Raw genomic sequence first — 19,143 nt, forward strand, 5'->3', positions numbered from 1 at the left:
CGCTTTTTCCTCCAGTTCCGGTGGTCGCGCGAAACGCTTTGCCGCACGAATAATACTGCCGGGCCGCGCATCGGGGATAGCGGTTACCGTATTATGACAAACGATGCTCGGGGAGCAGGATCGTCACTTGCGTCCCTTCGCCGAGCTGGCTGGCGATGTCCAGCCGACCGCGATGGCGTTCGACGATATGCTTGACGATGGCGAGGCCCAGGCCTGTGCCGCCCATTGCACGGCTGCGGCTCGAATCGATGCGATAGAAACGTTCGGTCAGGCGCGGCAGATGATCGGGGTCGATGCCTTCGCCATGATCGCAGACGCGCAGGCGCACCATGCCGCCGCGCTGCGATTCGAGCGAGATTTCGACCGGGGTTCCCGGGCGTCCGTATTTCATTGCGTTGCTGACGATGTTGTGGAGCAGCTGCGACAGCTGCGCATGGTCGCCGCGCACCGGGGGCGCGGGCCGCAAATCGAGTTTCAGGTCGGCACCGCGTTCGGGCTTCATCGAGGTCAGTTCGTTGCGCACCTGTTCGATCAGCACGCCGAGATCGACCGACTGGTCCGGCTCGCGATATTTCTCCGCCTCGATGCGCGAGAGCGAAATCAGGTCGTCGACCAGCCGCTGCATCCGCTTGGCTTCGTTGTGCATCACGTCGAGGAAGCGCTTGCGCGTCTTGCGGTCCTCGCCGGCTTCCTCGCCGAGCGTTTCGACATAGCCGAGCAGCGAGGCGAGCGGCGTGCGCAGTTCGTGGCTGGCGTTGGCGACGAAATCGACTCGCATCCGATCGGCCGCATAACTGCCGGTGCGATCGACCAGATGGACGATGCGTTCGCCGCTCGAAAGCGTGCGGATGCGCATCTCCCAGCGCTGGTCGCGGGTGCCGAGACCGACCAGGTGGATCGGTGCGCCGGGAATTTCCTTGCCCGGGCTGAGCAGGCGTTCGCTCGCAGCCGGGTGGCGGATCGCGAGCCGCACATCCTGTTGCAATATGTGTTCGCCCAGCAAGGCGCAGGCGGCGCGATTGGCGGCGGTTACGCGCTGTTCGCTGATCACCAGCACCGGCTCGATTATTGCTTCGATCACTTCGGGAAGCGGCGGATTCTGCTGCGGTGGCGCGGGCGGTGGCGCGGGCGGCAGCTCGGGCATCGCATCGCCCATGCCAGCGCCGACGAGCACTGCCGCCACCGCGCAGACGAGCACGACCAGGCTGGCTTCGATATCTCCGTTGACGAGCATGCTGGCAAATGCCGCCATCGCGGCGAGCCCCAGCGCCGCCAGCACGCGTTTTCCGGCCGAATCTTCCATGCGCGCTCTACTAGGATGGCTTTCCGCTTCGGGGAAGGCGCGCGATGGGGTCGCGCATTTACGATTGCGAAAGAGGCGCTGGCGCATGAAAAGGCGTCATGGCCGACGACCAATCAGAACCAGGCGGCAAGCCGACCGCGCCTGCGAATGCGGGGCGGCGCGCGCTGATGCTCGGCGCGGCAGGTGCGACGGCGATCGTTTCGATTCGTCCGGCGCTGGCGCAAACCAGCGCCTCGGTGCTCAATTGCGAGATTCCGGTGCCCGATCCGGGCCGCGCGGGCATGTATATCGCCGCCGACGGATCTCTGGTGCCCGCGGGTACGCCGGGTGCCTATCCGCCGCCGGGCATGGCGTTCAAGGGCGAGGACGTGAAGCGCGCGCTCAACGGCGGGATGCTGCCGGGCACCGATTACGAGACCAACCGCGCCTACACCAATTACATCCGTCGGCTGCAGCAGGGGACGAGCGGCTTTACCTGCTTCGCCTCGCTGCAGATGCCGCGGGGGTAGGATCGGCCTGAAGACCACCATGCCTGCTGGGTCTGAGCTTGTCGAAGCCCCGTATTTTCCTTGTCGAGACGCATGAAGAAGAACAGTCCTTCGACAGGCTCAGGGCAAACGGAGGTCGAGGTGAACGAGAGCCCTTTTTATCTCGCCGCCGCATCCGAAACACTCCGCATCGTGCCGCTCGACACGCTGACCGTCCTCTATCACCGCGCATCGGGGATGACGCATGTCGTAGACTCGCCGGTGCCGGAAATCCTCGAAACGCTGGGCAACGAAGCCATGACAAGCGTCGACCTGCTCGCGCGGCTTTCCGAGCGGTTCGATCTGGGCGATGCCGATCCGGCAACGCTCGCGCTGCGGCTCGACGAAATGGTCGCCTCCGGGCTGGTGGAGCGGCGATGAGGCACGTCACTACGCTTCGCATCGGCCCGATCGGCTTTCGGATCGGCAGCGACTGGCGCGCGCCGATCGCCGAAGTCGAACGGCTCTATGCCGAATATCCGAAGCCCGACGACGGGATCGCCGATTTCAACGTCCATCTGTTCGCCGCGCGGCCGTGGCGGCGGGTGCTGCGCCCTTCGGTGCATATCGGCGGCGATTTCGTCATTCCCGATGCCGCGCCGCTGCCGCTCGCGCAGGGGCTGCTCGCCGCCGAAATGGGGATGAACCTGCAGATGGCGCTCGGCCAGCGGCGCTATCTGCTGCTCCACGCCGCAGCCGCCGAGCGCGACGGGCATGCGGTGCTGATGACGGGCATTTCCGGGGCGGGCAAATCGACGCTCGCGGCGTTGCTGATGGCGCGCGGCTGGCGGTTGATGGGTGACGAATTCGCGCTGATCGATCCCGAGACGGGGCTGGTCCACGGTTTTCCCCGGCTAGTGAGCCTCAAGAACGAAGCGATCGAGGTGGTCGAGAAGGCGCTGCCCGCCGCCGGGTTCGGCCCGCGGATGAAAGGCACGCCCAAGGGCACGATCCGGCATCTGGTGCCCGACAGTCGCGCGGTGGAGGCGATGGTGAAGCCCGCCGAGGCGGCGCTGATCCTTTTTCCGAGCTTCGGCCATGAAGCGGCCGAACGGCCGGTGCTGCCGAGCGAGGCGTTCGTGCGGCTGACGCAAGCTTCGACCAACTATACCAAGCTCGCCGAGCGCGGGTTCGATGCGCTCACCCGGTTGGTGCGAACCGTGCCTGCTCGCGCGCTCGATTATCCCGATGCCGATACCGCTCTCGCGCAGGTCGACCGGCTGTGGCGCGCGCTGTGAGCCCTGCGATGCGCCTCGTCACCGCGCTGCGGCAACCGGAGCGCGCGACGGCACTCGATGCCGCGGGCTGGAATTCGCTGATCGCCGTCGCCCGGGCGGAGCAGTTGATCGGCACGCTGGCATGGCAGGTCGAAGGGCTCGACGTGCCGCCCGCCGCCGCCCGCATCCTCGCCGATGCGCGCGCTTCGGCCGAGCAGGGGCGCACCGCCGCGCTGTGGGAAGCCGAAATGGCGCAGCGCGCGCTGGCGCCGACGGGCGTGCCGCTGGTGCTGCTCAAGGGCACGGCGTTCGTCGCGGCGGGGCTGGCGGCGGGGCAGGGGCGGCATATCGGCGATCTCGACATTCTCGTGCCCCGCGACCGGATGGACGAGGCCGAAGCCGCGATCCTTGGGGCGGGCTGGGAATGGGTGAAGCCGGATCCCTATGACGATGCCTATTATCGCCAGTGGATGCATGAACTGCCGCCGCTGATCCACCGCGAACGCGACCGGATGATCGACGTGCATCACACGGTGCTACCGCTCACGGCCAGGATCACGCCGGATGCCGCGGCGATGCTGGCCGACAGCGTTGCACTGGAAAACGGGATGCGGGTGCTGAGCCCCAACGATATGCTCTGTCACGCTGCCGCGCATCTGTTCGCCGACGGCGATCTGGCGGGAGGCCTGCGCAATTTGTGGGATATTCACTGCCTGATGGGGGAATATGGCAGCGAGGGGCTGGCCGAGCGTGCCGCGCATCACGGGCTGGGCACGGCGATGGCGCGGGCCGGGCGGCTGACGCACCATCTTTTTGGCACCGATGTGCCCGATGCGTGGCGCGCACTGACGGCGCTGGACCGCCCCTATATCCGCCGCCTGCTCTCGCGCGACGCGTGGGGCCGCCGTTCGCGTAAGCTTACCGAGCTCGGCTTCTACATGCGCGGCCACTTGCTCCGCATGCCGCCGGCGATGCTGGCGCGGCATTTATGGACCAAATTCCGCAAGGGATATCGCCCGGTCTGACCCCGGCACCCGATGCGCGCTCTACAATGAGAATATGAGAATCGCTCTTGCCTTGCTGATGCTGTTCACGCTTGCCGCGTGCGGTGGTGGCGACGAGGCGGTTTCTCAGGCGCGCGGGGCGGTGTCGACATTTCACCAGCGGCTCGAGGCTCGCGACTATGACGCGATCCTGGCCGACCGCGCGCCTTCCCTGATCCGCTCGGCGAGCGAGGCCGAGATGCGCGCGGTGCTCTTTTCGGTGCATGACGAAGTCGGGCCGATGATAGCCGCGGAGGAACTGAGCGCCGCGCAGCAGGTATCGAGCGATCGCCGTATCGTAGGTATCGAGCGATCGCCGTATCGTGTCGCTCCACTATCTCTCGCATCATGAGGATGGCGATGTGCGCGAGCGCTTCACCTTCGAGATCGTCGATGGCCGGCCGATGCTGGCGGGCTATACGGTGGAAACCGTCCCGCGCTAGCGATCGCCCAGGCGCGCCAGCGTCGGGATCAGTTCGTCATAATGGTCGATCACGGCATCGGCCCCCAGATCCACGATCGGTCCCGAGTGAAAGCCGAAGCTGACGGCAATGCTCGGCACCCCGGCATTGCGCGCGGCGCCGGTGTCGTAGATTGAATCCCCTACGAACGCCGCGCGGCCGCCGCCGCAGCGGGCAACCATCTCGTTGATCGGCGCGGCCGAGGGCTTGGCGTTGCCCTTGCCCATCGTGTCTCCGCCGATGATCGTTTCGAAGCGCCCCGCTAGGTCGAGCTTGCCGAGGAGGCGTACCGCCAAATTCTCGAATTTGTTGGTCACCACCGCGACCCGGATTCCCATTGCATCGAGCTGGTCGAGCGCGTCGAGCAAGCCGGAATAGGGGCGGGTGCCCACCGCGATATTGGCTTCGTAATGGCGCAGCAGCAGCTTGTAATAGCGATCGAACGCCGCTTCGTCGCAGCCGCCGGTATCTTCCAGCGTCTTGCGCAGCATGTTCTTCGCGCCGCCGCCGATATTGGGTTTGACCTGCTCGAACGACAGCGGATCGCGCCCTGCCGCCGCCAGTGCGTGATTGACCGCCGCGACCAGATCGGGGCTGGTGTCGAGCAACGTGCCGTCGAGGTCGAATCCGACGATTTCGAAAGGAATCTTGTCCATCCGCGCCCTGCTGCCCCGCCCGGTATGGAAATGGCAACCCTGACGTGGCATCGCGGGGCCAGCGTGGAGGGATCATGACCGACAAGATCGCCGCGATCATCCTTGCCGCCGGCAAGGGGACGCGGATGAAATCCGACCTGCACAAGGTGCTGCACCCAATCGCCGGGCGGCCGATGCTGCTGCATCTCGTCGCGAGCGTCGGCGAATTGTCGCCGCAGCGGACCATCACCGTGGTCGGCGCGGGGCGCGAGCAGGTCGAGGCCGCCGTCGCGCCGCACGGCGTCGAAATCGCGCATCAGGCCGAACAGCTCGGCACCGGCCATGCCGTGCGGATGGCGGAGGACGCGCTGGCGGGCTTCAATGGCGATGTGCTGATCCTCTATGGCGACGTGCCGCTGGTTTCGCCCGAGACGATGACACGGATGCTTGACCGGCTCCATGCCGACGACGCGCCTGCCGCCGTCGTGCTCGGTTTCCGCCCGACCGATCCGGGCGCCTATGGCCGGATCATCGCCGACCGCGACGGATGGATCGAGAAGATGGTCGAATATAAGGACGCGACCGTCGCCGAACGCGCCGAAACGCTGTGCAATTCGGGGCTGATGGCGGCGCGCGCGAACGATCTGTTCGCGCTGCTCGGCCGGGTCACCAACGATAACGCCGCGGGCGAATATTATCTGCCCGACATCGTCATGCTCGCCGCCGCCGATGGTCGCCCGAGCGCGGTGATCGAAACCGACGCGCATGAAGTGGCGGGCGTGAACAGCCGCGCCGAACTCGCCCGGCTCGAACGCGACTGGCAGGACAAGCGCCGCGACACCGCGATGGCCGACGGCGTCACGCTGATCGCGCCGGAAACGGTGTGGTTTTCCTATGATACGCAGCTCGGCCGTGACGTGACGGTGGAGCCCAATGTCGTTTTCGGCCCCGGCGTCACCATCGCCGACAAGGTCGTCATCCACGCCTTCAGCCATCTCGAAGGCGCTACGGTGGCAAGCGGTGCCTCGGTCGGCCCCTATGCGCGGCTGCGGCCGGGCGCGGTGCTGGAGGAAGACGCCAGGATCGGCAATTTTGTCGAAATGAAGAAAGCCGTGCTCGGCAAGGGTGCGAAGGCGAGCCATCTTACCTATCTGGGCGATGCCAGCGTGGGCGCGGGCGCGAATATCGGGGCGGGGACGATCACCTGCAATTATGACGGCTTCCTCAAATACCAAACGGTGATCGGGGAAGGCGCGTTCATCGGATCGAACAGCGCGCTGGTCGCGCCGGTGACGATCGGCGACGGTGCGTTGGTCGCGGCCGGATCGGTCGTGACGCGCGATGTCGAGGCCGATGCGCTGGCGCTGGCGCGCGGCGAGCAGAAGGCGCTGCCCGGCTGGGCGAAGCGCTTCCGCGCCAAAATGGCCGAACGAAAAGGAAAGAAATGACCGACCGTTATCAGGGCAAGCCGTTCCTCAAATTGCTCGATTCCTATGTGCTCGATTGCATCGGGCATCTCGACACCACCTCCGAGGCGGCGCTGACCGCGATGGAACCGCAGCTTCGCCACCAGCTGAAGCTGGAAGGCGGCTGGCGCGAAATGGTCGTGTCGCAGATGCAATTCCCCAAGGGGATGGAAGGCGCGATCAGGGAAGTGTGGGAAAAGGGCAAGCCGCAGTTCCGCGAAAGCCAGGGCCGCGATCCCGATCCGGTCGAATTCACCCATGTCTTCGTGGACACCAATTTCCCGCATTAAGGGCAACGCGCATGTGCGGTATCGTCGGAATCCTGGGTACGTCTGAAGTCGCCGACCGGCTGTTCGAGGGGCTGAAGCGGCTCGAATATCGCGGTTATGACTCGGCGGGCATCGCCACGCTGCACGACGGCGTGCTCGATCGCCGCCGCGCCGAGGGCAAGCTCGTCAATCTCGGCAAGCGCCTCGCCGAAGAGCCGCTGCCCGGCACGATCGGCATCGCGCATACCCGCTGGGCGACGCATGGCGCGCCGACCGAGGATAATGCGCATCCGCACATCGTTGGCGACGTCACCATCGTCCACAACGGCATCATCGAGAATTTCAAGCCGCTGCGCGACGAGCTGATCGCCGATGGCCGCGTATTCAACAGCCAGACCGATACCGAAGTCGTCGCGCATCTGGTCGATCGCGAATTGCAGCGCGGCAAGTCGCCGCAGGATGCGGTGGCTTCGGTGCTGCCGCGGCTGCACGGTGCCTTCGCCATCGCCTTCCTGTTCGCCAGCGAGCCCGATCTGCTGATCGCCGCGCGGCTCGGCGCGCCGCTGACCGTCGGCTATGGCGATGGCGAGAATTATCTGGGATCGGACGCGCATGCGCTTGCCGGGCTGACGCAGAAAATCGCCTATCTCGATGAAGGTGACTGGGCAGTGCTGACGCGGCAGAGCATCCAGGTGTTCGATCGCGAGAACCGGCCGGTTACGCGTGAGGTGGTGCCTTCGGGCGTGTCGCCCGCGATGATCGACAAGGGCAATCACCGCCACTTCATGCAGAAGGAGATTTACGAGCAGCCGGTCGTCGTCGCGCAGACGCTGCAATCCTATCTTCGCCCGGTCGAGGAAATGGTCGCGCTGCCCGACATGGATTTCGATCTGGCCGGTGTCGAGCGCGTCGCGATCGTCGCATGCGGCACCGCCAGCTATGTCGGGATGATCGGCAAATACTGGATCGAGCAATTCGCGCGGGTGCCGGTGGAAGTCGATGTCGCCTCGGAATTCCGCTATCGCGATCCGGTGCTGCTGCCCAACACGCTGGGCGTCGTCGTCAGCCAGTCGGGCGAGACGGCGGACACGCTGGCGGCGCTGCGCCACATGAAGGAACATGGCGTCACCACGGCGGGGATCATCAATGTGCCGACCAGTTCGATGGCGCGCGAAGTCGATTTGTTGCTTTCGACGCATGCCGGGCCGGAAATCGGCGTCGCCTCGACCAAGGCGTTCACCTGTCAGCTCGCCGTCATGGCGGCGCTGGCGGTCAATCTTGCGCGCGCGAAGGGCAAGCTGGGCGGCGACGAGGAAACCGAAATCGTCCGGCACCTTGTCGAAGCGCCAGCCAGCATCAACGCCGCGCTGGCGCATGATGCCGAGATCGAGGCGATGGCGCATACCATCGCGCAGGCGCGCGACGTGCTCTATCTGGGGCGCGGTCCCGATTACCCGCTGGCGCTCGAAGGTGCGCTCAAGCTAAAGGAAATCTCCTACATCCATGCCGAAGGCTATGCCTCGGGCGAAATGAAGCACGGCCCGATCGCGCTGATCGACGACAATGTGCCGCTGATCGTGCTCGCGCCTTCCGGGCCGCTGTTCGACAAGACGGTGTCGAACATGCAGGAGGCGCAGGCGCGCGGCGCGCGGGTGGTGCTGATTTCGGATGCCGAGGGGTTGAAACTGGCGGGCGAGGACGCTGTGGCGACGATCGAAATGCCCAAGGTGCATCCGCTGATCTCGCCGATCGTCTATGCGGTGCCGGTGCAGCTGCTCGCCTATCATGTCGCGGTGGCCAAGGGCACCGACGTCGATCAGCCGCGCAATCTCGCCAAATCGGTGACGGTCGAATAGCTCAGAGCGCGATCACGCTTTCCAGCGCCGAACGCAGCTGTTCCTCGCAATAAGGCTTGCTGACCAGCGGCACGATGTGCTCGCCCGTATTGGCTGTCGCGCCATAGCCGGTGGCGAGGATATAGGGGATGCCGCGCGCGCGCAGCACGCTTGCAATGGCATCGCTGCGCTCGCCACCCAGATTGACATCGAGGATCGCGGCATCCGCCTCGACCGCTTCGGCGATAACCAGCCCTTCGGAAAGTCGTCCGACCGGCCCGATGATCGAACAACCGAAATCGAGCAGAATATCCTCGAGGCACATCGCGACCACCGGTTCGTCCTCGACGATGAAAATCTTACGCCCCACCAGCTCTCTCATTCCGCGGTTTCCGGGAGCGGCGCGTCGACTTCGCAGCGCAGCCCCCCAGCAGCGAACTCAATGCAGACGGAGCCGCCAAGTTCCGCCGCCAGCCCGCGTTCGATCATTCGCGTGCCGAAACCGCGCCGTTTCGGGACAGAAACCGGCGGGCCATCCGATTCAACCCATGCCAGTTTGAGCCGCTTTCCCTTCTCGTCCTCGGTTTTTTGCCATGTGATCGAAATGCGTCCGGCCTCGTTGGAAAGCGCGCCGTGCTTGACGGCGTTGGTCGCGAGTTCATGTATCGCAAGCGCCAGCGAAATCGCGGTCTTGGGCTCCAGTGTCAGGTCGCATCCTTCGATGTGGCAGCGGTCGCCGCCGCAATGTGGCGCGATGGCGTCGGCCATCACCTGATGGATCGGCACCGGCGCCCATAGCTCGCGAGTGAGCAGGTTATGCGCTTCGGACAAGGCCGCGATGCGCCCCTCGAACGCCTTGCGCGCTTCCATCGCGATGCCGGGGTTGCGGAATGTCTGTTGAGCAATGCCCTGAACGATGGCGAGCGTGTTCTTCACGCGATGATTGAGTTCATCGATCAGCAGTCGCTGATGCATTTCGAACCGTTTCGATTCGGTCACGTCTCGGGCGATGGCGTGAATGCCGGTCGGCCGGCCCAGTGCATCGAGCGTGAGCCGCGAGTTGATCTCCCAGATCAGGTCGCCGCCCGCGGCGTGCGTGCGCATGCGCACCGAAAAGCGCGTGGTGCCGCCGTGTTCCAGCTTGTGGTCGCGCAGCCGTTCGACGACTTCCATCTGACCGGGAGCCAGGAATTCGCTGATGGAGCGGCCGACCAGGGCATCCTCGGGATAGCCCAGCGCCGCCACCACCGATGGATTGACCGACGTGATTCGCGTGTCGAGATCGGCCGTAATGATATAGTCGTTCGCTTCCTCGAAAATCGTGCGGAACCGGGTTTCGCTGGTGCGCAGTTCCTCTTCGTTGCGCTTGCGCTCCGTGATGTCGAAAGAGACGGCGACGAAGCGCAAGTCGTTTTCATCCCCCGCCATGATGCGATCGCCATGACTTTGCAGCCAGCGTTCCTCGCCCGTGTCGGCGCGCAGAATGCGATATTCGATCATGAACGGCGTACCGCGATCGAAACAGGCATATGCGGTTTCGCGCACCTGTTCGACATCATCGGGGTGGATCAGGGCCAGCCAGTCGTTGATACTTCCGCGCCCATCCGCGCGACGCGGCAGACCGAGCAGATCGAAGCGATTGAGCGACCAGACTCCTTCCATCGTATCGAGATCGAGCTCCCAGGTCGCCATGCCGGCGCTTTCGACGGCGAGGCGGATGCTTTCCTCGCTCTTGCGCAGCGCGGCCTCGTCCTCGCGTCGGCGTGTGACGTCGAGGGTGACGCACGACGATCCCAGCGGCTTCCCTTCATCGTCACGGATCAGTGCGACGCTGTTGTTGACCCAGACCAAGGTTCCGTCAGGCCGGACATAGCGTTTCTCATGAGAATAGGGCGTACCATCGCGCATCATCCGCTCGAACAGCGGGATGTTGCGGCCCAGATCGTTGGGATGCGTAATCGATTGCATCGAGCGGCCGAGCAGTTCCTCGCGGGGCCAGCCTGAAATCTCGCAGAAACGGTCGTTCACCATCGTGAACCTGCCGCTGATATCGACCTGGCTGAAACCCGCGGTGCCCTGATTGACGAAGACGAGCAGCTGGGCCTCACGTTCGCGCAGTGCCAGCTCGGCTAGCTTTGTCTCGGTCACGTCATGGGCAACGCCGAAAAAGCCGGCAGGATTGCCGTCTCCGTCCCGGCGCGGCTGCAACGTCGATTTGAGCCAGCGCCATTCCCCGTCGGCGCGGCGATAGCGGCCTTCCAGCGTGAAGGGTTTCAGCGCCGCCTTTCCGGCTTGCGCTTCGGCGATGATGCGCGCGCTGTCATCGGGATGGAGGATCGATCGCCAGTTGAAATCGCGCGCCGATTCCTGATCGACGCCGAGAAATTCCGCATAGACGCGGTTAACGAAACTGCGCTTCCCGTCGAGCCCGGTCACCCAGACCGCGACCGGCGCCGACTCCGCGATCATGCGAAACTCGTCCCCGCCGTTCGGGATGTCGGACGGAGCAGTTGAATCCGCATTCTCAATGGGTTCGGCCATCATTGTTTCCGTACTGAATTTGCGCGGCGAAGCCAACGGTTACGGTTGACGGGCCGGGCAGTCACGGTGAACCGCCGCAACCATGCCGGTGGACGGGCCGCAGGAAACCGGGATTCCTTGCCGTTACCCGGGAATTTTACCTGTGGTTAACGCTGTCGGATTACTCCGTGGCAACGATGTTTCTTGGGGGGAAGTCCGACCGTGCGTATCTTGATCGTGGATGACGAACAGGCGATGCACGAAAGCTATCGCCAAGTGTTCGGACAGCGCAGCGAAGCCGCCGCGGGCGGCGCGGCGCTTTCCGCAATGGCAGCCGAGCTGTTCGGCGACGAAGAGCAGGCCGAAGAGCTTTCCGCCCCGCCCGCTCCCGTACAGGAACAGTTCGACTGTGATCATTTCTCGCAGGGCTTGCCCGCCGTTGATGCGGTTGCGGCCAGCATTGAATCCGGCGAACGCTATGCCGTCGCCTTCATCGACGTGCGCATGCCGCCGGGAATCGACGGCAAGGAAACCGCGCGTCGCATCCGCGCGATCGATCCCGACATCAATCTGGTTATCGTCACCGGCTATTCCGATTTCTCGCCGCTCGACATCAGCCGCGCCGCCGGACCGGCCGACAAGATCTTCTATATCGCCAAGCCGTTTCAGGCTGAGGAAGTGATGCAGACCGCCACGGCGCTTTCTGCACGCTGGCGCGTCGATATCGAGCTGCGCGAGGCGCGCGCTGCGCTGGCCGAGAAGATCGACCAGCTTGAGGAGCAGAAGCTCGAACTCGCCGCCAATGAATCGAAGGCGGTGCATATGGCCAATCACGATTCGCTGACCGAAGCGCCGAACCGGCTCGCTTTCATGCGCGCGCTCACCGAGCATGTTCGCGAGCGGCAGCGCTTTGCAATGGCAATGCTCGACCTCGACCGGTTCAAACTGGTCAATGACACGTTCGGTCATCTCGCGGGCGATGAGCTGATCCGCATGGTCTATGCGCTGCTGCAGGAAACCGTGCCTCAGGGCGCGGTGGTCGCGCGGCTGGGGGGCGACGAATTCGCACTGCTCTCGCACGTCACCAGCGAAGACGAGGCGGTGATGTGCTGCGAGCGGGTGATCAAGGCGATTTCCACCAGTTTCAAGGTGTTCGGCCATTCGGTGCAGGGCAGTGCCTCGATCGGTATGGTCGTGGCGGACCCGGAAAACGACAAGGACCCGGTGGATCTGATGCGCCGTGCCGACCTCGCGCTCAACGAATCCAAGCGCGCCGGCCGCGGCGTGGTCCGCGTGTTCGACGAAAGCATGGACGAATCGATTCGCTTCCGCCGCCAGATCGAAGGTGGCCTGAGCGAAGCCATCGCCAAGGGCGAGCTGAAGATGGTCTATCAGCCGATCATCAGCCGCGATGGACTGGAAATCATCGGATTCGAGGCGCTGATGCGCTGGAACACCGAGGAATTCGGGCCGATTTCTCCAGCGATGTTCATTCCGATCGCCGAGGAATCCAATCTGATCCACGAACTTGGCGACTGGGCGATCGACGAGGCGGCGAAGACGCTGCAGCAATGGCCGGGGCAATATGTGTCGGTCAATTTCAGCCCGCGCCAGTTCCGCCGCCAGAATTTCGTCGGCCATATCATCGAGCGTGTGCAGCATCACGGCATCGCACCCGATCGCATCCAGATCGAAATCACCGAAACGGCGATCTTCGACGATGCCGAGCGTGCCGCCGAAACGCTGTATCGCCTGCGGCAGATGGGATTCCGCATCGCGCTAGACGATTTCGGCACGGGCTATTCCTCGCTCTACAATATCCGTCGGTTCGCGCTCGATTGCCTCAAGATCGATCGCAGCTTTATCGACGGCATGGGCCGCGAGCGCGCCAGTGCCGCGATCGTCCATTCGATCATTCATCTCGGTCGGGCGCTCGGCCTCGAAGTCGTCGCGGAGGGCGTCGAGACACAGGAGCAACTCGATACGCTGCTGGTTGCCGGTTGCAGCCATTTGCAGGGCTATTTCTTCTCGCGTCCGGTCGATGCCGACATCGCGTGCGAACTGGCCGAACGCCGCTGGCTCGGCACGCCGCCCGGCGACAATGTCGTCACGCTCGAAGCGGGTAACGGGACAACCGGCTGATGCCTGGTAAGCAAGGCGCCGTTTTGCGCCGACTGCGCGGTCTGGCTTCCGCCTCGCTGGGCGGAAAGCTCGTGCTGATCCTGACCGGCGTGGGGCTGGTGGGGTCGATTGCGATCACATTGCTGCTCGCCGCGATCATCACGCCCAGCTTCAACCGGCTCGAAGACAACGCTGTCACCGCGCATGTCGAACGCACCCGCGCCGCGCTGGACGAATTCGCCAGCAAGGTCGAGACGGCGGTGCGTGACTATGGCGACTGGAACGCCAGCTACGCCTATATGGCGAATCCGACGCGCGCATTCGAGGAAGAGTCCTTCTCGACCCTGGCGATGCAGAATCTGAGCGTCAACGGCATGGCCTATGTCCGCAACGATGGGTCCGTCGTCATCGCGCGCTGGCTCGATCTGGCGAGCGGCAATGACACGCCGGCGATGAAGGTCGCATTGCTCGACCGGATCGGGCAGGTTGATCTTGCGCAAGTCGTCGATGGCGAAGGTTCGGGAAGCTTCTATCTGCGCTTCGGCGACAGCATCGCCGCCGTCGGCGTGGCGCGCGTACGCCGCAGCGACGGCACCGGCGCGCCGCGCGGTTTCGTTCTGATGGCACGCACGATCAGTTCGGAGCAATTGAGCACCTTGCTGCAGGTCGAAGCGCGGGTTCGGCTCGACAGCGATCTTGCCGCTGTCGCCATCACGCCGCGCGACGGCAGGCTCGACATCGCGGTTCCGATTCACGGGCCGGGAGGCGAAACCGTGGCGAGCGCCGGCTATGCCGTGCCGCGCGACATGACGTTGCTTGGCCAGCGCGTGCTGCTGCTGGCCGCGATCGGCACGACATTGCTGATGCTGGTCGTCCTGATCGTGTTGCGCAAGGTAATCGGGCGGCTGGTGCTGCGGCCGCTGAAGCGTGTCGAGCGGCATATGGGCGTCGTCCGCCAATCGGGTACACTCGGGTTGCTTCAGGAGAATCCGCGCCACGACGAGATCGGCAGTCTCGTTACCAGCTTCAATTCGATGCTGCGCCAGCTCAAGGACCTGCGCGAACAGCTCGAAGTGCAGTCGTTCAAGCTCGGTCGTTCCGAAAGCGCCGTCGCGGTGATGCACAATGTGCGCAATGCGCTCAATCCAATCAGCACGATCATGAGCCAGGGTATGGGCGGTGCCGGCGCTGCTGATCCGGCGATGGTCGAGCGCGCCTTGTCCGAGCTCGCGCGCGAGGACATTCCAGCCGCGCGCCGCCAGAAGCTGGTCGCCTTCCTTGCCGCGGCGCAGGAATCGGTTGCGGGGGAGCGCGCGGAGCGCGAGCGGCAGCTGAAGCTGGGCCGCGAGGCATTGCACAACGTACTTGAAATCATCGGCAAGCAGCAGGAGGCGGCGCATGAGCGACCGCAGCTCGAAACCTGCGATATCTCCGACATCGTGGCCCAGAACGCGACGATCGCGCGCTATTCGAGCGAATGTTCGATTGCGTTCAGCTTTCCGTCGATGCCGCATTGGGTGATGGGCAATCGGGTGATCCTGAGCCAGGTCGTGGGCAATCTGCTCGGTAATGCAGTCGAAGCGATTTCGGCGACGGGGCGCGACAGCGGGAGCATCGCCGTGTCGGTGACCGAACAGGACGAACAGGTGCGCGTCGTGATCCGCGACGATGGCGACGGTTTCGATCCTGAAGACGCGCCGACGCTGTTCCAGCGCGGCTTTTCGACTCGCAAGCACAAGTCGGGCGGGCTGGGGCTGCACTGGTGCGCCAATTCGATGGTCGCGATGGAAGGCAAGCTCGACCTGATCAGCGAAGGCAAGGGCAGGGGCGCGCGCGCCGTGCTGACACTCAAGGCCGCCACCGGCATGCGCAAGGACGACGCCGAACTCGCTGCCTGATCAGCCTGCCCGTCGCCGTTCCGGCGCGATCGCGTCGCGGCGACGCAGATAGGGCGCGACCAGATTGTGCGACCGGTAATATTCCTGCCGGTCGGGCGGCAGCGATCCGAAATTGCCGATCACCCGGCGGCATTGCGTGCTGCGGCAACCGCAGATCATGTGCCAGTTGGATTCGAACAGCGTCGTCGAATAGTCCCAGGCGATTTCCTCGCCCGCCGCGATCGGACGGATCGCGATCAGGAAAACGCGATCCTCGACGAACCGCAGCCCGGTATTGGGATCGCAGCTGTGATTGACGAAGTCGTCCAGCCCGCCGGAAGGGCCCATATAGTGGTCGCGCGTCACCTGGACATACCGGTCGGTGCTGCCATGCGCGAAGCGCGGCACCTGATCGGCGGGCAGCAGCCGCCCGGTAAATTCCATCAGCCGCTCGCCTTCGGCAAAGGCGCGGGCGGCGAACACAGCCTTGCCCAGATGGTTTTCATCGACCCGGAACATGTTGCGCCCGGGGCGATGCCGGTCAAGCACCAGGAACGGACCGCGGCGCAGGCCGAAGCTGCGCATCGGATTGATCGTCGCGAGGCCGATCATGAACCAGACGCCGGCATGGCAGAGCAGTTCGACGACGATGTAGAGGAGCTCGTCGACGCCCGGGTTCGGCCCGCGCACGGCTACCAGCAGCGTCGCCAGGTCGCCGAACGTCCACAGCCCCCAAGCCGGCGAACGTTCGCGCGAGGCATCCTGCCAGGCGCTCGCCCAGGTCGGCCAGAAGCTGATCGGCACTGCGGCGACGACCAGAAGATGGGCCCAGAGGGCATTGCGAAAGACCAGCCAGACGGCGAGAGCCGAAAGCGATGCCGCGATACAGACCAGTTCGGTGGTTGTGGGCGCAGCCCATTCCGACTGGCGCCAGATACCCAGGACCACAGCGATGCATGCCAGCGCCGATACCGCGAAGATCCATCCCTGGAGCAGGCCGGGGTTGAGCGCGGCATAGGTTACCGCCTCCATCGCCGTTCCGACGCTCCAGATCAGCCACGAGGCCCGGTTCGGACGCACGATCTCGCGGCGCAGACCCGCGAGATAGATCGCGTAGCCGGCAAAGCTGAATCCGATAGCCAGGACGAACCAGATTCCGATGGTAAATTCCCCCCTCGAAACCGGTCATTTACCATGTTTAGATGATTCCGTCTATCGGCGACTCGCGCTGAATCCACGAGTCGATAGCGAGTCAAGGGAAAGCGAGCGGAGTGCAGGAAACCGGCGTCGCACCGGCGAAAAGCACTGTCGCGCCGGGCGCTGTTTAGCTTTCGCGGCGTCAGTATTCCTTCTATCCCTCGGTTATGGACGCGCGCATCACGCATCGTCGGCTGGTCTATGACGGCTGGTACAAATTCTATCGGCTCGAAGTGACGATGCGCGACGGCGCGGTGGTCGAGCGACACTTGCTCGACAATGGTTCGGCGGTGGCGGTGCTGCCCTATGATCCGGTGCGGCGCACGGCCATCCTGATCTCGCAACCGCGCGCGGCGGTTCTGGCGGCAGGCGAGCCGCCGCTGCTCGAAGCGGTCGCCGGCAATCTTGATACCGCGCAGCCAGCCGAGCGCATCCGCGAGGAGGCGCGCGAGGAGGCCGGGCTGGAACTGGGCGAACTGGAGCCGGTGGCCAATATCTGGCCGATCGCGCCGGTCTCGACCGAGCGGGTGCAGCTTTATCTGGCGACCTACTCGCCCGCGCAACGCATCGGTCCCGGTGGCGGGGCACCCGGCGAGAACGAGAATATCGATGTGCACGAAATCACGCTTGATGCGCTGCGCGGGCAGGTCGAGAGCGGCGCGCTGGCCGATGCCAAGACGCTGGTGCTGGCTCAGGCGCTGATGCTGCGCCACCCGGAGCTGTGGCGCTGACTCGTTCCGGCTAGAGCCGCGTTTCGCCCGGATAGGCGAAGAGCAGGTCGCAGCCCGCCGCCGCGTCGATCTCGCAATCGCCTTCCAGCGTCAGGCATTCGCCCGCGCGGAAGGCCACACCGTCGACCACGCCGTCGCCAGCCACCGGGATAAGCCAGCCGGTCGTTCCGGCGGGAAGTGCCAGTTTGCGATGTCCGCCGGACCAGCGTTCGAGCACGAATTTGGGGCCTTCCACCAGGATGGTGCGATCGTCGGCCACGCGCCCCGGCATGGGGTGCGGCACGAAGGGCACCGGATCGGATACCGCGACGCCTTCATCGAGATGCAGCTCGCGCGGGCGGCCGTAATCGTAGAGCCGATAGGTGGTTTCGCTGTTCTGCTGCACTTCGATCAACGTGATTCCCGCGCCGATGGCATGGATGGTGCCCGATGCGGAATAGAAGAAGTCGCCTGCCTTGACCGGTTTCCAGTCGAGCAGATGTTCGATCGAACCATCGAGCGCCGCGGAGCGAAGTGTTTCCCGGTCGGTCGGTTCCTTCATGCCCAGCGCAATCGTGGAATCGGCCTCGGCGTCCAGGATGATCCAGCATTCGTCCTTGCCGCGCGGCAGTCCGCGCGTCCGCGCCTGCGCGTCATTCGGATGGACCTGGACCGACAGCTTCTCGCTGGTGAACAGATATTTGATCAGCAGGTCCGGGGCGGCATTGCCGGGCGTCTGAAACCAGATTTCGCCGATCGGTTCGCCATCGGCGGCGGGATCGGCAAAGCCCTGCCACAAATGCATGCGCCCCCAGGGCTTTTCGACGCGGTGCGTGGCGAGCAAGGTGGCGGTCATGGGCTGGCTTTCTCGATTGGCTCTAGCGTTTCATCGCTTCCAGAAGCTTTTTCACTTCCTGACTGCGGCCGCGTGGGACGATCAGGATATCGTCTCCGCTTGCGACGATGGTCAGGTCCGAAATGCCGAGCGCCGCGATGCGCTTACCGGCATCGGCGCGTATCTGGCAGTCCCTCACATCGATCGCGACGATCTCGCCGCGGCAGACATTGCCGCTCGCGTCGCATTCGCTGATTGCGTTCAGGGCATCCCAGCTGCCGACATCGCTCCACCCCATCGCGACGGGCACGACGGCGACATTGTCCGCTTTCTCCATCACCGCATAGTCTATCGAATCTGCCGGGCAGGCGGCAAAGCATTCGGCCTCGGGATAGATGCGTACGCCTTCGCGCCGCGCACCGTCCATCGCGGCGCGGCAGGCCGCCAGCATTTCGGGCGCGAATTCGGCGAGCGCTGTCAGATAGGCGTCGGCGCGGAACAGGAAGATGCCGCCGTTCCAGGCATAGCCGCCCTCGGCCAACATCGATTCCGCCGTCGCCTGGTCGGGTTTTTCGACAAAGCGCGCGACGCGATGCACTCCCGCGCTCATCTCCTCGCCGATCTGAATATAGCCATAGCCGGTTTCGGGGGCTTCGGGGCGAATACCGAAGGTGACGAGGCATCCCCGCTCGACGAGCGGCATCGCGGCGCTGATGGCTGCATGAAAGGCCGGCACGTCGAGGATCACATGATCCGAGGGCATCACCAGCAGTGCCTCGCTCGGCTCCGCGGCAAGCGCGGCGAGCGCGATCGCGGGTGCGGTGTTGCGGCCGACCGGTTCCAGCAGAATGGCATCGGCTGCGGTCTGTGCTGCAATGAGCTGCGCTTCGACCTGTTCGGCATGCGCGGCATTTGCGACCACGATCGGCGGCGCGAAGCTTTCACCGAGCGCACGACCGGCGGTCATCTGCAGCATCGTATGCGGGCCGGTCAGCGCCAGGAGCTGTTTGGGTTTTTCGGGGCGTGACATCGGCCAGAGCCGGGTCCCCGAGCCGCCGGAAAGGATTACCGAACGGATTCTGGTCATTCTGTCCGCAACTCCCCTTCGGCAGGTCCCGACCCGTGAA

Annotated in this window: 18 protein-coding genes; 11 read left to right on the forward strand and 7 right to left on the reverse strand. The window is 64.7% G+C overall.

The features are described from left to right. Positions 1-91: 91 nt before the first annotated feature. Positions 92-1,303: an ATP-binding protein gene (locus G5C33_RS06585; protein ID WP_165326486.1), complete on the reverse strand. Its 1,212-nt coding sequence runs from the start codon at positions 1,301-1,303 to the stop codon at positions 92-94. 98 nt (positions 1,304-1,401) lie between these two features. On the opposite strand from G5C33_RS06585, the gene G5C33_RS06590 reads away from it, so the two are divergent. The 5 genes from G5C33_RS06590 to G5C33_RS06610 all read left to right on the forward strand — a co-directional run bounded on the left by G5C33_RS06590 (position 1,402) and on the right by G5C33_RS06610 (position 4,442). After that, a complete protein-coding gene (locus G5C33_RS06590; RefSeq protein WP_165326487.1) occupies positions 1,402-1,812 on the forward strand; it encodes a hypothetical protein in 411 nt (136 codons plus the stop codon). A 120-nt stretch (positions 1,813-1,932) separates the two neighbouring features. After that, a complete protein-coding gene (locus tag G5C33_RS06595) occupies positions 1,933-2,211 on the forward strand; it encodes an HPr-rel-A system PqqD family peptide chaperone (RefSeq protein ID WP_228275213.1) in 279 nt (92 codons plus the stop codon). Then, positions 2,208-3,068 (forward strand): HprK-related kinase A, encoded by an 861-nt coding sequence (locus G5C33_RS06600; protein WP_165326489.1) that lies wholly within the window; start codon positions 2,208-2,210, stop codon positions 3,066-3,068. Before G5C33_RS06595 ends, G5C33_RS06600 begins: the two co-directional genes overlap by 4 nt. Positions 3,069-3,076: 8 nt before the next feature. Beyond that, a complete protein-coding gene (locus tag G5C33_RS06605) occupies positions 3,077-4,072 on the forward strand; it encodes a nucleotidyltransferase domain-containing protein (protein ID WP_165326490.1) in 996 nt (331 codons plus the stop codon). Positions 4,073-4,106: 34 nt separating this feature from the next. Then, entirely contained in the window at positions 4,107-4,442 is a 336-nt protein-coding gene (locus G5C33_RS06610; RefSeq protein WP_165326491.1) for a hypothetical protein, read from the forward strand. A gap of 87 nt (positions 4,443-4,529) precedes the next feature. Here G5C33_RS06610 and G5C33_RS06615 read toward each other — a convergent pair whose 3' ends face one another. Continuing rightward, positions 4,530-5,207, reverse strand: a complete 678-nt coding sequence (locus G5C33_RS06615; RefSeq protein WP_165326492.1) for an HAD-IA family hydrolase — start codon at positions 5,205-5,207, stop codon at positions 4,530-4,532. A gap of 74 nt (positions 5,208-5,281) precedes the next feature. On the opposite strand from G5C33_RS06615, the gene glmU reads away from it, so the two are divergent. From glmU to glmS, 3 genes are read left to right on the forward strand one after another with little or no spacing between them, the layout of a single operon-like run. Continuing rightward, positions 5,282-6,634 carry a bifunctional UDP-N-acetylglucosamine diphosphorylase/glucosamine-1-phosphate N-acetyltransferase GlmU gene (gene glmU / locus G5C33_RS06620; RefSeq protein ID WP_165326493.1) on the forward strand — a complete coding sequence of 451 codons (1,353 nt, stop codon included), beginning with the start codon at positions 5,282-5,284 and terminating at the stop codon, positions 6,632-6,634. Next, entirely contained in the window at positions 6,631-6,942 is a 312-nt protein-coding gene (locus G5C33_RS06625; protein WP_165326494.1) for a hypothetical protein, read from the forward strand. Before glmU ends, G5C33_RS06625 begins: the two co-directional genes overlap by 4 nt. Before the next feature lie 11 nt (positions 6,943-6,953). After that, the gene (gene glmS / locus G5C33_RS06630) at positions 6,954-8,777 is read left to right on the forward strand and encodes a glutamine--fructose-6-phosphate transaminase (isomerizing) (RefSeq protein WP_165326495.1); all 1,824 of its coding nucleotides are present in this window, start codon (positions 6,954-6,956) and stop codon (positions 8,775-8,777) included. Between the two features lies 1 nt (position 8,778). Here glmS and G5C33_RS06635 read toward each other — a convergent pair whose 3' ends face one another. Continuing rightward, on the reverse strand, positions 8,779-9,126 hold the full coding sequence (locus tag G5C33_RS06635; RefSeq protein ID WP_165326496.1) for a response regulator: 348 nt from the start codon (positions 9,124-9,126) through the stop codon (positions 8,779-8,781). 8 nt (positions 9,127-9,134) lie between these two features. After that, positions 9,135-11,300 (reverse strand): PAS domain-containing sensor histidine kinase, encoded by a 2,166-nt coding sequence (locus tag G5C33_RS06640; protein WP_206518642.1) that lies wholly within the window; start codon positions 11,298-11,300, stop codon positions 9,135-9,137. Positions 11,301-11,498: 198 nt separating this feature from the next. Between G5C33_RS06640 and G5C33_RS06645 the strand changes: the two genes are divergently transcribed. Together G5C33_RS06645 and G5C33_RS06650 are read left to right on the forward strand one after the other, a co-directional pair. Next, positions 11,499-13,418 carry a GGDEF/EAL domain-containing response regulator gene (locus G5C33_RS06645; protein ID WP_228275214.1) on the forward strand — a complete coding sequence of 640 codons (1,920 nt, stop codon included), beginning with the start codon at positions 11,499-11,501 and terminating at the stop codon, positions 13,416-13,418. Between the two features lie 23 nt (positions 13,419-13,441). Further along, the gene (locus G5C33_RS06650) at positions 13,442-15,295 is read left to right on the forward strand and encodes an ATP-binding protein (RefSeq protein ID WP_323126184.1); all 1,854 of its coding nucleotides are present in this window, start codon (positions 13,442-13,444) and stop codon (positions 15,293-15,295) included. Here the strand turns inward: G5C33_RS06650 and G5C33_RS06655 are convergent, their stop codons facing one another. Next, entirely contained in the window at positions 15,296-16,354 is a 1,059-nt protein-coding gene (locus tag G5C33_RS06655; protein WP_228275215.1) for an SET domain-containing protein, read from the reverse strand. It abuts the gene before it with no gap. A 284-nt stretch (positions 16,355-16,638) separates the two neighbouring features. Between G5C33_RS06655 and G5C33_RS06660 the strand changes: the two genes are divergently transcribed. Further along, positions 16,639-17,202 (forward strand): NUDIX hydrolase, encoded by a 564-nt coding sequence (locus tag G5C33_RS06660; protein WP_206518643.1) that lies wholly within the window; start codon positions 16,639-16,641, stop codon positions 17,200-17,202. 10 nt (positions 17,203-17,212) lie between these two features. On the opposite strand, the gene G5C33_RS06665 is transcribed toward G5C33_RS06660, so the two are convergent. Together G5C33_RS06665 and G5C33_RS06670 are read right to left on the reverse strand one after the other, a co-directional pair. Next, positions 17,213-18,037 (reverse strand): class I mannose-6-phosphate isomerase, encoded by an 825-nt coding sequence (locus G5C33_RS06665; RefSeq protein WP_165326499.1) that lies wholly within the window; start codon positions 18,035-18,037, stop codon positions 17,213-17,215. Positions 18,038-18,059: 22 nt separating this feature from the next. Then, the gene (locus tag G5C33_RS06670; RefSeq protein ID WP_165326500.1) at positions 18,060-19,103 is read right to left on the reverse strand and encodes a mannose-1-phosphate guanylyltransferase/mannose-6-phosphate isomerase; all 1,044 of its coding nucleotides are present in this window, start codon (positions 19,101-19,103) and stop codon (positions 18,060-18,062) included. Positions 19,104-19,143 lie beyond the last annotated feature (40 nt).

Source organism: Sphingosinithalassobacter tenebrarum (assembly GCF_011057975.1).
GTDB classification, from domain to species: Bacteria; Pseudomonadota; Alphaproteobacteria; order Sphingomonadales; family Sphingomonadaceae; genus Sphingomonas; species Sphingomonas tenebrarum.

What these genes read in the sequence shown, in the direction of transcription:
- G5C33_RS06585 (WP_165326486.1), bottom strand. Translation starts at nt 1,303, where the DNA reads ATGGAAGATTCGGCCGGAAAACGCGTGCTGGCGGCGCTGGGGCTCGCC.
- G5C33_RS06590 (WP_165326487.1), top strand. Translation starts at nt 1,402, where the DNA reads ATGGCCGACGACCAATCAGAACCAGGCGGCAAGCCGACCGCGCCTGCG.
- G5C33_RS06600 (WP_165326489.1), top strand. Translation starts at nt 2,208, where the DNA reads ATGAGGCACGTCACTACGCTTCGCATCGGCCCGATCGGCTTTCGGATC.
- G5C33_RS06605 (WP_165326490.1), top strand. Translation starts at nt 3,077, where the DNA reads ATGCGCCTCGTCACCGCGCTGCGGCAACCGGAGCGCGCGACGGCACTC.
- G5C33_RS06610 (WP_165326491.1), top strand. Translation starts at nt 4,107, where the DNA reads ATGAGAATCGCTCTTGCCTTGCTGATGCTGTTCACGCTTGCCGCGTGC.
- G5C33_RS06615 (WP_165326492.1), bottom strand. Translation starts at nt 5,207, where the DNA reads ATGGACAAGATTCCTTTCGAAATCGTCGGATTCGACCTCGACGGCACG.
- glmU (WP_165326493.1), top strand. Translation starts at nt 5,282, where the DNA reads ATGACCGACAAGATCGCCGCGATCATCCTTGCCGCCGGCAAGGGGACG.
- G5C33_RS06625 (WP_165326494.1), top strand. Translation starts at nt 6,631, where the DNA reads ATGACCGACCGTTATCAGGGCAAGCCGTTCCTCAAATTGCTCGATTCC.
- glmS (WP_165326495.1), top strand. Translation starts at nt 6,954, where the DNA reads ATGTGCGGTATCGTCGGAATCCTGGGTACGTCTGAAGTCGCCGACCGG.
- G5C33_RS06640 (WP_206518642.1), bottom strand. Translation starts at nt 11,300, where the DNA reads ATGATGGCCGAACCCATTGAGAATGCGGATTCAACTGCTCCGTCCGAC.
- G5C33_RS06660 (WP_206518643.1), top strand. Translation starts at nt 16,639, where the DNA reads ATGGACGCGCGCATCACGCATCGTCGGCTGGTCTATGACGGCTGGTAC.
- G5C33_RS06665 (WP_165326499.1), bottom strand. Translation starts at nt 18,037, where the DNA reads ATGACCGCCACCTTGCTCGCCACGCACCGCGTCGAAAAGCCCTGGGGG.
- G5C33_RS06670 (WP_165326500.1), bottom strand. Translation starts at nt 19,103, where the DNA reads ATGACCAGAATCCGTTCGGTAATCCTTTCCGGCGGCTCGGGGACCCGG.